The sequence below is a fragment of the Metabacillus rhizolycopersici genome (assembly GCF_020075705.1).
In genome coordinates, this window is the sequence record NZ_JAIQUM010000106.1 from 1 (window position 1) to 12,232 (window position 12,232).

Consider the following 12,232-nt stretch of genomic DNA (forward strand, 5'->3'; position numbering starts at 1 on the left):
TCCTTCAACGAATAATTTAGCTCCTGCAGAAGTAAAGAATCCTGTATCGTCAATTTCTGTAAATGGACCAACAGGAACGAGTTTACATTGTGTTAAGAAAACATCCTTTAATACTCTTTTAATTTCACATGCTGGCGGATCAAGCGGGATGTCAGCTTCTACTACGATTTGAAGAGTTGTCTCTGCTAAAACAAGCGGGACTTTAATAAAAGCACCAGTTAGATCTGGATTAACGACAGGAGTAGCGGGAGTATCAGGAAGTTGAACCTCTGTACGCGCTTTAACTTCACAATTTACTTTACTAGGATGCTTCTTCATGTTATTTTTATTTAAATTTTGACCGAAGCCTGCCATAAAAAAATTCCTCCTATTTTTTATTGTTAAAGGTCTATTACCTTTACAATAATAAGATATTCGGTTAGTAGAATTATGAATAGACTAATAGTAATAGTTAATCGTGGAATTTTATTAGCGAGTTGAAATTTTATTATTTTAGTTTTTATGAAAATTTTCGATTTGAACTAATTGCAGCAATTGAATCTTTAAATCTACCATTATTTTTTGGTCTACTTGATAATAAATATTTTTCAACCATTCTCGTGGTGACATCTTTTCCCGATTAATGGCCGGGAGATATTCCATTGATTCTTGAATAAATCCTTCAACAAATAATATACCATTTGAAGCTGTCCGTTTCGCTTGATCTGAAGAATGAGTGAAACTGGAGGGTAAGAACTTACAATTTGTCAATACAACCTCTTTTGAAACTTCCAAAATCTTGACGATCCCTTTATCAATTAGCGTGTTTTCCTCTAATAATATTCCAATATCATATTCCCCAAGTACGACTGGAACATGAAAGTTTGCAAAAGGAAACGTATTGCTAAAAATGTCGTCCATTTCTTGTGAGTTTGAATTTTGTTTAAAAGGTTTCGTTATTTTTTGCTGGCAGTTGTTATTTTTCTTGGGTACTTTAGAAGACTCATTGCTTAAATTCATCATTGCATGTACGTTAGAAAAAACCAGTCTGCCATAAGGTTGCTCATGATAATAAGTAGTGGTATTAAGTTGATGTGTCTTCAAGTCAGGGTTCAAACCAGTTTGATCTTTGAAGTTAAGTAAGTGTTGAGCTGTATGACCGAAAATTGGCTGTTGGAGGAAATCATCAATTTTTATATAAGTTGAAAATGGAATTTTAATAAATTTAACTTGGTTCCCTATAGACGTATTACTTCCAGTTAAAGTAGTGTTTTTATTGGCATTCTTATAATTAGATAGCTCTACAAAGTCAAAATCCCGTGCCTCTGCCTTAGTATTCTTTGGAGCAGAAAAGGACGTAATCTTATGATTATTAATAAATTTCATTTCATTTTCACTCCTCGTACAATACTGCTTACTTAATATTTATTTATGCAGTTTATAAACTTTCGTCCCTGTTTCCACGAATTTTAGCTTGTCAATCAAAGGTGAAAAAGGGTTAGTTTGGGTCATAATGAATGATTTTCCTTTATGTTTAAGTGCATGCAAAAAAGTTACTTTTTAGTGCAAAAAAATAAAACGCGAAGTATGAAATTCACTCTTCGCGTTTTAATATATTAAGAGAAAGATTCTTTAATAATTTTATAGTTTTTGTGATTTACTACAGTTCGTCTATCAAGATCTAAGTCTCTGAAATTTTCCATATATGTTAAGTCGACAATTACAGAATTTTCATTAACCTTTTCTACTACACCTGTTAATCCTTCTTTAAATTCAATAATACTTCCAACTTTAGCGATATCCATTGTCTCGCTCCTTTACATATTCTTCGAAAATCAGTATCTATCTCAATCTTTACGGGCACTAACCCCCTACTTCAAGATTCAAGAGAAGTAAAGAAGATAGGTGGGGAATGTCTTCCTGTAAAGATTGAGGTAAGTGTTGCTAGCCGACAGTGAGGAAAAAGAAAATCCCTTTCTGTCGGAAGTCTTGCTTGATCTGTCTCTATTCTATTTATGTATTGTTGGCTTTAGATGCTGTTTTAGCAAGAAAACCCTCTATTAGCACTATTTAACACTATTTATGTATGTAAGTAAAGCCTTTTCATTCTCTTTATTTGTAAAAAAAATGTAAAGTTTTTGTAAAGTCACGTTGTATTCTAGCAACAAATCTTCAGTTTGGTGTTTCATAATACAATGAGGAGAAATGAAACGTTGCTTTACAAATCGTGATAAAATAAATGAGATCCATACTACATCAATTAGTAAACTATATTGAAAATTTTTTAGGAGGTAAAACAAAATGGACGAGCAAACGATTCAAGCGATTTTAGATCAACTAAGAGATGGTGAATTAAATGAATATCATGTTTCGAAAGAACAATTTATTGAGTTTCGAAACACCTTAGTTAATCGAGAGGACTTTAAGCATTTCCGTGGAATCGCACAGCAAGGTGGGAGTATCATTTACCGCTATTTACAAGAGCCAAGAAGTTAGATATCTAACTTCTTGGTAAGATTATTTCAGTTGTTTGTGCAATCCTTTTAGTCAAATGATCATAATCCAATAAAATTATATTTTTGTGTATTTACCAAATATTGTGTGGTGTAATAGAAGTGGTATCCTGTTAATCTTGTATATGTGGTCGAGACAACAACACAAGCTGTTCAGTGTCATTCTTCAAAAAATTACGAACCTAGGAGGTTACGAATATATGAAAAAGACAATCTTAAAACTTGTTGCTGTTTCAACATTAGCTTTATCGCTTACTGCGATCTCAGTTCCACACACAAAAGCTAGTGCTGCAACAACATATCAAGTACAAAATGGTGATACATTTTGGTTAATCGGTAAAGAATATGGAGTGTCTGTGAAAAACTTAATGGCGACAAATAAGAAATCATCAGATTTATTATTTGTTGGAGACAAACTAGCTATTCCACAAACAATTACTGCAGAAGAAAAAGATTTATTAGCACGTCTTGTACATGCTGAAGCAAAAGGTGAACCATATGCGGGTAAGGTAGCCGTTGCAACTGTTGTATTAAACCGTGTTGATAGCTCATTATTCCCAAATGATATTAAGAGTGTTATTTACCAAAAAGACCAAGGATATTATGCGTTTTCGCCAGTACAAGATGGTGCAATTAACGAACCAGCTGATGCTGAAGCAAAGGAAGCTGTTCAAGAAGCATTAGCATACCACGGTATGGGTAATGGATCATTATATTTCTACAATCCTAAAACAGCTACAAGTGACTGGATTACATCACGTGCAGTGACAACGACAATTGGTAATCATGTATTTGCAAAATAAATTGACCAATAGTAGTTAGTAACGAAATAAGACAAGCCTCCTGTTTTTTAACAGGGGGCTTGTCTTATTGCTACACTATTTTCTATCTTAAAAATCCTGGTGAATAATTCCATATATAGCTGGCATGCTAAAGGAAAAGCAAGAATATGGAATTGTGTGGTGTGTTTAAATGAATAAAAAGACGTATGAAGACGGGAAAGAAAAGCCTTCATTAACAGATATATTCTCTCAATTTAAAATGTCATCAGACTTTATTCAGTATGAAGAAGATACGAATCAGGTGAAATGCTGGATTTCTTATATAAGAACATTGGTGGATGTTCAAACACTTCAACAAACGATATTGCCAGTCTTAAAAAGTGATAAATGGAAAACCTTAGAAGAATTAAAGCGAGGTATTCCAATTGAAAATATCATTATTACAATTGATACCGATGTTATAAGGGAAAAATTGCTTGATGGATTTATCTTAATTAGCTTGTCCAGATATGGACTTCCAAGTGCACTCATAAAGGCGACAATAAATAAGGCGCGTGACGTATCACTACCTGAAGTAGAATTCAGTGTGGTTGGACCAAAAGAGGCATTCGTTGAATCAATCGAGTCAAACATAAACTTAATTCGTAAAAGGATAATAAGTGATAAATTACGGATAGTTGAATTGAAAGTTGGAGATTTGTCTAGTACAAAGTTAGCTGTTTTGTATATTGAGGGTATTTGTGATGAACAAAATGTTCAAACAGTTATCCAGAGAATCGAAGACATTCAATTCGATCAAATCAGTGATAGCTCATTTATTTCACAGATAATTGCTGATAAAACCACTTCACCATTTCCACAACTTCTCGACACGGAACGTCCTGACCGAGTTTCATCTATATTAGCTGAAGGAAAGATAGGGATTATTGTTGATGGATCACCTCACGTATTAATTGGCCCAACAACATTAGTTGAGTTTTTTTCAGCTTTTGACGATTATTTTTATAATTGGATCGCAGCTTCTTTTATTCGATTAATTCGCTTGTTTGCGGTTTCATTTTCTCTTCTTATTACACCTATTTATGTGGCGGTCCTGACCTATCATTATGAATTAATACCGAGCGATTTATTGGGAACACTCGTTTCATCTCGTCGAGGTGTTCCTTTGCCACCTATATTAGAAGCAATATTTTTAGAATTGGTCATTGAATTGTTAAGAGAGGCAGGGGCTAGATTGCCAACAAAGGTCGGACAGACAATTGGTATCGTTGGCGGGATTGTACTTGGAACGGCATCTGTTGAGGCTGGTTTAACAAGTAATATTTTATTAATCTTTGTTGCGCTAGCAGCACTAGCTTCATTTACAACCCCTATATATGCGATGGGTAATACAATTCGTATGCTACGCTTTCCATATATTTTGTTTGCACAGTGGCTTGGTTTGCTTGGGGTTGTTCTATGTTTTTGTTTTATGCTAGCCCATTTATTAATGCTCACTTCATTAGGTAGGCCTTTTTTAGAGCCAATTTATCCCCCTAGAACGATTGATATGAAGGATGCTTTTATAAGGCTTCCATTTTCATTCATGTCAAAACGCCCCCAACAATTGAGAACAAAAAAAACAACAAGGTTTTCATCTATTAAATCCAAAAAGAACAAAGACATCGATGAGTAAGTGAGGTGAATGAACCATGATTAAAATCGCAGAACGATTTCAAATTTCTCCCTTTTTAGTATTTTATTTAATACACTCACTTCAATTTGGAGTGGGTGTATTAGGGTTCCAACGCATTATTGCTGAAAAAGCTGGTCAGGATTCTTGGATTGTAGTCATAATAGCAGGTATTCTCGTTCATGCTTCATTATGGATGATTTATCGAATCTTGAATGGGTCTAACGGCAATATTGTGACAGTACATGAAGGTTTGTTTGGAAAATGGATAGGTGGAATTCTCAGTTTTCTTTTCACACTTTATTTTGGTCTTGTGGCTATAACTGTATTAAGATCATATATTGAAATCGTTGTGGTTTGGATGTTTCCTGATCTAAATATATGGTTGTTTTCGTTTACCTTTTTGTTATTAGTTTATTACATTATTATGGGAGGATTTCGAGTTGTGACAGGAATTAGTTTTTTTGGAGTTGTCCTACCGATCTATATACTACTAACCTTCCTGTTTCCTCTTCAGTTTTCAGAAATAAGGAATTTATTTCCAATATTTAATCATTCGGTAAAAGACATTGCTTTAGCAACGAAAAATATGTCGCTTACAATCATGGGTTTCGAGTCGCTGCTTATCTATTATCCGTTTATAAAAGATGCTAATAAATCAAAAAAATGGGCACATTTATCCGTTGCATATACTACATTGGTATATGCGTTTATCTGTATCATGACAATCATTTACTTTAGTGAAGAACAGCTTGAGAAGACTATATGGGCAACGTTAACGATTTGGAAAATTATCGAATTGCCATTTGTCGAGCGCTTTGAATATATTGGAATTGCAAATTGGATTATCATTATCTTGCCAAATATTTGTTTATCACTTTGGTGTGCAAGTAGATGTGTGAAGGATGTATTTCGTTTTAAGCAAAAATACTCTCTCATTATTCTTTTGCTCGTTGTATATTTAGCCATTAATTTTACGAAAACACGAGAACATGTAAACTTACTGAATGATATAGCTGGTCAGATTGGTTTTTATGTGATGTTTGCATACATTCCCCTCATATTCTTATTTACGTTGATCATTCGTAAAGTAAAGGGAGGAAAAGTATGAAGAAATTTTTATTGTTTATTATGTTGTTTCAGCTACTATTAACTGGCTGTATGGAAAAAGAAATATTAGATGATGTGAATCTCGTTACTGCGGGTGCCTTTGACATTACAGATAATGGTCAATTAAGAGGAGTAGCGAATATTAATACCTATTTGAAGGATCAACCCGTAGAGGATCAACTATTGAGTCAAGAAGCTGAATTGAGTAGAGATATTCTCTCAGATTTGCAAAAGCAATCCACAAACCCGCTAGTGCTTGGAAAACTCCAAATTGTGTTATTTGGCGAATCCGTAGCAAAGTCAGGAATTAATGAACTAGTTGATACACTTCAACGTGATGCAACAATCAGTGAAAGGCTATTACTTGTTGTGACTAGAGGCGAAGCTAAAGGAATTCTAGAATCAGACTTTTCTCCACAAGGTGCTTCTGAATTTTTAACAAATTTAATTTTACATAATAAAAATCATCTTGATGTTCCTAAATCAAATTTACATATGTTTTTGTATCAATATTATTCAAAAGGCCAAGGTGCTTATTTACCTATTTTAAAAAGAAAAGATAATACTGTGGAAATTGACGGTTTGGCACTGTTTGATCAGGATAAGGTTGTTGGGGAGATATCAAATGAAAGGATGTTTTTCTTTAAAACGTTAGCAGACAATTATACGAAAGGCTCATATACACTAGCACTTCCAACGTCCGAAGAAAAAGCAGGAATCATGAGCATTTCATCATCAAGAAAGTTAAAGCTGCTGTCAACTGAGCCACTAAAAGTTGAGATTTCAATTCATCTTGAAGGTTTCATTAATGAATATACAGGGGGGGAAATAACATTAAAGATTGCTAAGGATGCAGAAAAAGAGTTTGAAGAAATTATTAAAAGAGAGACATTAGCAATGATTGAACAGTTCAAAGCATTAAAAATTGATCCGATAGGAATAGGAGATGAAATAAGGTCCAAATCAAGGAGTTTCAGCATTGATGAATGGGAGGATAAGATTTCAGAATTAGATGTTGAAGTGAAGGCTAATGTTGTCATTTCAGAGACAGGTGTAATTCACTGATTAATAGATCTATTAAATGCTTGTCAACAATCCTTTTTTCAAGTTAAAGCATAATTACCAAAAAATTTTCAAGGAAATAACCTTTCAATTTTCATTAATATTATGATGCCTTGTCTCATATCGTTTATGTATGGACTAGTTTAAAACGAGGGGACGACATCATGAATTCATTTGTAAAAGGAACATTGTTGCTTGTTGTAGCAGCGTTTTTTGGAGAGTGTCTTGAATTTTTCGTTAATATGATTTTGGCTAGGGAGCTTGGAGAAGAAGGAATGGGTTTATATATGACAATTCTCCCTATGGTCTTCTTTGTTGTCATTATCGCCAGCTTAGAACTACCAGTTTCTATTTCAAAATTTGTTGCTGAGAAACAACGTGAAACACATTACTACATGCTGAAAAGTACACTCAATTTAACTATATCTTTTACGATTGTTTTTGTAGCCGTTACAGCTTTACTTCTACCGTATATTCCAATTTTTAATGGGTACCATCCATATGTAAAATGGTTAGTGGTCCTACTTATTCCTATCGTTTCTTTTACATCGATTTCCAGAGGATATTTTATGGGTGTACAACATATGGGAAAGATTGCTTTATCTAATTTTTTAAAAAAAGTTGTCCAATTACTTTTGTTATTTTGGGTATATCAAGCTTTTCAATTTGATTTACAAATGGCGATATTAATTGCGATAGCATCGTTAATAGCTAGTGAACTACTTGTATGCACGTATCTAGTTGCTGCCTACTTTATTCAATATCAAATGTTACGAAAAGGACCAAATCAATATATGAACGGAAAAAAGGTGAGAAAAGCTTTATTAGCGGTTTCCTTTCCAACAACAGGACTTAGGCTTTTTCATTCCTTTACACATGCTCTTCAGCCATTTTTAGTGAAAGCGGCTTTAATTAGTGCTGGCTTTTCCAGTGTAATGGCTAATGAGCACTATGGACTGCTTGCAGGAGTGGCGATGTCAATTGGCTTTTTTCCTGCATTTATTGGGCATTCTTTGATGACGATGCTTATTCCTAACGTATCTGAAGCATTTATAAATAATGATAATAAAAAGCTTATCAGGCTACTTAAGCAGTCAATGTCCATCACGATGGTATACGGAACAATTGCTGTTTTTGCCATGAATATGTTTGCAGAACCTTTGACACATTTATTTTTTGATTCTTCATCAGCAGTGTTTTATTTGAAGCTATTATGGCCCTATTTTCTATTTCACTTCTTCATCATTCCTATGCAGGCCTATTTAATTGGATTAGGACTTGTTAAGGATGCGCTTTTCCATACGATTTGGTCCCACGTGATTTCATTTGGGATGATGTATATACTCGGTTCATTAGAATCATTTCAAATGAGGGGAATTATTCTTGGGATGAATATGGGGGCTGTCCTCTTGATGCTTATGCACTATGTGACAATTTGTAAGAAGTTGGGTGTGAGTGTTTATTTTATGAAGAAAAGGTTTATATATTAATTTATTAAATAGACGGAGGCACTTTTGGAAACCCGTTTGTTTTATCGTTTAGGAAATTATAAAATTCTTGTACGTGGATAAGCGCACGACATCTAGCACAAGCGTCCGGCCACTCTTGGGTCTACAGCCACTTTTGAATAGAAGGCAAAAAGTACGCCTTCTATTCAAAAGCGTCTTATGCTATGCCTGAGGCTGATCAAGGCGCTTGCGCTTTTGTTATTGTATCTTATTTCAAATTTGGTAAAAAATAAATCTATATGTAATAAATTTGGAATTCAATCAAAGGAAAGGATGAAAAAATGAAAAAAAGATTATTACTTCGTATATTAGCGTTTTTTTTTGTTCTGAATGGATTATTTATTCCTGATTTTGTTGCAGCTGGTGAATTGGGAAGTGCTACTGTAGGTGAAAAGGCAGCGAATTTCACATTAAAAACGGTTGATGGGAAAAGTATGAATTTAGCTGATTTACGCGGAAAGGTAGTTGTGGTCAATTTTTGGACAACCTGGTGTGATTATTGCCAAGAAGAAATAGAAGAGCTTGTTAAATTTTCAAAAGATACAAAGTCATCAAATGTTGAATTATTAGGTGTGAATGTGACAGCCTCTGAAAGAAGTGAGCGAGGTGTCATTCAATTTGTCAATGGTCTTAATCTTCCGTTTCCAATTGGGCTTGATGTGCAAGGTGAAGTTTCAAGGATGTATAAGATTATTGGGATACCAACAACCTATATTATTGACCGTGAAGGTATTGTGAGGAAGAAAATTTTAGGACCGGTAACAGGGGATATGTTGAAACATGCTATTTCACAGCTATGATAAAGTAAATGATCAATTAATTCGTTAGTCGGAGCTACAATTGTGTTCTTTCAATTGATGCTACCGGCTTTTTTTTGTGGTTTACCGGGAATAGAAGGTAAAAACACCTTCTATTCCTGCTTGTCTTATTTGCTTGAGGTTGATCAAGGCTCTTGCGCTTTTGTACTGTGTAGAACTTCGAACTTTTATTGGGTTTGAGTTTATACTATAGGGTATTGTTTTATTGCCTAATAAGAACCTTAAAAGCTAAGGCAAGTTTCGCTTACTTGCCAATTATTTAATTGAGAGAATAATTGAGAATGGATTTCATAATCAATAATTATTCTAATTTAATAATTATAATAATTATTACTTGATATTATTGATAACTTTGCTATAATCTTATATATACTAGATTAATTGATGGAATTTCAAAGTTTTTGTGGGGATAAATAGTTGGTGATGATGAATATTATTCTCAATTAGAAGGAGTGGAGAAATTGGAATTGAACAGTGTTGGGCAAATGACAAACCCTATTCATTCAAATCATGAAGGTTTACCTTCCAAATGGAGCGAACATAGTGAACTTATAAATGCAATTATTGCGGGGATATTTATTGGATTCGGTTGGTTCTTTAATAGTCAGGGGAATGAATCAGTTGCGATTCCGTTGTTTATTTTAGCGTTTGTGATCGGCGGCTATGCGAAGGCGAAAGAAGGGATTATTGAAACAATTGCAGAGAAAAATCTAAATGTTGAATTGCTAATGATTTTTGCCGCGGTCGGTTCAGCTATAATTGGCTATTGGACTGAAGGGGCAATTCTTATTTTTATCTTTGCATTAAGTGGAGCGTTAGAAACGTATACAATGAATAAAAGTCAACGTGAAATTTCTGCATTAATGAGTCTTCAACCTGAAGAGGCGTTGTTGCTTGAAGATGGAAAGGAAACAAAGGTACATGTATCCTCCCTTCAGATTGGTGATACGATATTAGTTAAGCCGGGGGAACGTATCCCTACAGATGGTCTAATTTTAACGGGAAAAACAACTATTGATCAATCAGCTATAACAGGAGAATCAATGCCTGTTGAACGTGAGGTAAATGGCGAGGTATTTGCAGGTACGGTTAATGGTAATGGATCTATCACACTTTCTGTAACGAAAAAAAGTACGGAAACAATGTTTCAAAAAATACTAGAGCTTGTACAATCTGCTCAATCCGAGAAATCACCGTCTCAACAATTTATCGAAAGATTTGAAGGGACGTATGTAAAAGCTGTGCTCGCTCTTGTAGCAATTATGATGGTACTACCACATTTTGCCCTCGGTTGGAGTTGGAATGAAACCATTTATCGTGCACTCGTCCTGATGGTTGTTGCATCACCATGTGCTCTCGTAGCTTCAATCATGCCTGCAACGTTATCGGCGATATCAAATGGGGCAAGAAATGGTCTATTGTTTAAAGGTGGGGTTCATTTAGAACAATTAAGTAAAACCAAAGTTGTTGTATTTGATAAAACAGGTACGTTAACGAAGGGAGAACCAACCGTAACAGATATTATCATTTCAGATACAGTTGATTCAGCAACCTTTTATGAGTCTGTCCTTTCAATCGAAAATCAATCCACACACCCTTTAGCAAGGGCAATTGTAGATAAAATTCAAGATGATTTTCCAAAATATAGTGCAAATATGATTTCTGTCGATGAAAAGTCAGGGTTTGGTGTTAGTGCTGTTTTAAATGGAGTAGTATGGAAAATTGGGAAAGCAGACTTTGTTGGCCGTAGTGAAGCGGATAGCTACAACCATGCTGTCAGTGAGAAGCTTGCACAAGAGGGAAAAACAATTGTTTATGTCGTGCGACGAGATCAAATTGTTGGGTTGTTAGCATTAAAAGATGTTGTAAGAGATGAAGCAAAAGTAGCAATTAAAACATTACAGGAAAATGGAATTAAAACAGTCATGCTCACAGGTGATAGTAAATCAACGGCTGAAGCTATCGCAAAAGAATTAAACATAGACATATTTCTCGGTGAGTGCTTGCCAGAGGATAAAGCAAATGAAATAAAATCATTAAAAGAAAAATATGGCACAGTGACGATGATTGGGGATGGGATCAATGACGCTCCAGCGCTTGCAACATCTGATGTAGGTATTGCGATGGGCGAGGGAACCGATGTAGCTCTCGAAACTGCTGATATTGTCTTAATGAAAAATGAATTATCCAAGCTTACAAAAGCTGTGAAGTTATCGAAAAAGATGAATCGGATCATAAAACAGAATGTTGTTTTTTCATTATCTGTGATTGCGTTACTTATTTGTTCGAACTTTATTCAAGTGTTAGATCTTCCGTTAGGTGTTATTGGACACGAGGGCAGCACCATTCTTGTTATTTTAAATGGATTGCGCTTATTAAGAGGAAATTTAAACGAGTAGAAAAAGTAGTAAAGGGACTGACAATTGTCAGTCCCTTTACTATGCTCAGATAAGAAAGTTTGATCCCGTTCCGAACAGATTGAAAAAAACTACTATAAAATTTAACGAAATCCCAAAAGAATTCCCCTTCCTCAAGTGTGTGAAGGGAGTAGCCCAATGGTAGGGAGGGGATGAATTTTGGTCAGGTGGAAGCCTGAATGGTTGTTCATTAAGAACGAACGTTCTGTAATGAAGGTAGAATATAGGGGTGGTGATAACAATGTTGTTGAATCAAAAATATGAAATTTATCCAAATGAAAAGCAGAAGGAAATGTTGGATCGTTGGCTGCAATATTGTCGCCAAACCTATAATTCTGCTCTTTTAGATAAACAACGTAAATATAATAGGT

At 34.6% G+C, this 12,232-nt stretch carries 12 protein-coding genes; 9 read left to right on the forward strand and 3 right to left on the reverse strand.

All coding sequences use genetic code 11. From position 1 onward, the window contains the following. The 3 genes from K9V48_RS24940 to K9V48_RS24950 form a co-directional block, all read right to left on the reverse strand. Positions 1–354 (reverse strand): DUF7852 domain-containing protein (locus K9V48_RS24940; protein ID WP_438803922.1); only part of this gene is annotated, 354 nt, incomplete at its 3' end. A 138-nt stretch (positions 355–492) separates the two neighbouring features. After that, positions 493–1,365 (reverse strand): BC_2427 family protein, encoded by an 873-nt coding sequence (locus tag K9V48_RS24945; RefSeq protein ID WP_224141809.1) that lies wholly within the window; start codon positions 1,363–1,365, stop codon positions 493–495. A 230-nt stretch (positions 1,366–1,595) separates the two neighbouring features. Then, positions 1,596–1,784, reverse strand: a complete 189-nt coding sequence (locus tag K9V48_RS24950; RefSeq protein ID WP_111615225.1) for a YkvS family protein — start codon at positions 1,782–1,784, stop codon at positions 1,596–1,598. Positions 1,785–2,280: 496 nt separating this feature from the next. On the opposite strand from K9V48_RS24950, the gene ykzS reads away from it, so the two are divergent. The 9 genes from ykzS to K9V48_RS24995 all read left to right on the forward strand — a co-directional run. After that, a complete protein-coding gene (gene ykzS / locus K9V48_RS24955) occupies positions 2,281–2,475 on the forward strand; it encodes a protein YkzS (protein WP_224141810.1) in 195 nt (64 codons plus the stop codon). Between the two features lie 217 nt (positions 2,476–2,692). After that, positions 2,693–3,295: a cell wall hydrolase gene (locus tag K9V48_RS24960; protein ID WP_224141811.1), complete on the forward strand. Its 603-nt coding sequence runs from the start codon at positions 2,693–2,695 to the stop codon at positions 3,293–3,295. Positions 3,296–3,464: 169 nt separating this feature from the next. Continuing rightward, a complete protein-coding gene (locus K9V48_RS24965; RefSeq protein WP_438803923.1) occupies positions 3,465–4,949 on the forward strand; it encodes a spore germination protein in 1,485 nt (494 codons plus the stop codon). A 16-nt stretch (positions 4,950–4,965) separates the two neighbouring features. Next, the gene (locus K9V48_RS24970; RefSeq protein WP_224141812.1) at positions 4,966–6,057 is read left to right on the forward strand and encodes a GerAB/ArcD/ProY family transporter; all 1,092 of its coding nucleotides are present in this window, start codon (positions 4,966–4,968) and stop codon (positions 6,055–6,057) included. Further along, positions 6,054–7,121 carry a Ger(x)C family spore germination protein gene (locus K9V48_RS24975; protein WP_224141813.1) on the forward strand — a complete coding sequence of 356 codons (1,068 nt, stop codon included), beginning with the start codon at positions 6,054–6,056 and terminating at the stop codon, positions 7,119–7,121. Before K9V48_RS24970 ends, K9V48_RS24975 begins: the two co-directional genes overlap by 4 nt. 161 nt (positions 7,122–7,282) lie before the next feature. Next, positions 7,283–8,608, forward strand: a complete 1,326-nt coding sequence (locus K9V48_RS24980; RefSeq protein ID WP_224141814.1) for a polysaccharide biosynthesis protein — start codon at positions 7,283–7,285, stop codon at positions 8,606–8,608. Positions 8,609–8,907: 299 nt separating this feature from the next. Beyond that, entirely contained in the window at positions 8,908–9,426 is a 519-nt protein-coding gene (locus K9V48_RS24985; protein ID WP_224141815.1) for a TlpA disulfide reductase family protein, read from the forward strand. A gap of 503 nt (positions 9,427–9,929) precedes the next feature. Then, on the forward strand, positions 9,930–11,843 hold the full coding sequence (locus K9V48_RS24990) for a heavy metal translocating P-type ATPase (RefSeq protein ID WP_224141817.1): 1,914 nt from the start codon (positions 9,930–9,932) through the stop codon (positions 11,841–11,843). A 253-nt stretch (positions 11,844–12,096) separates the two neighbouring features. Next, positions 12,097–12,232 (forward strand): helix-turn-helix domain-containing protein (locus tag K9V48_RS24995; RefSeq protein WP_308012623.1); only part of this gene is annotated, 136 nt, incomplete at its 3' end.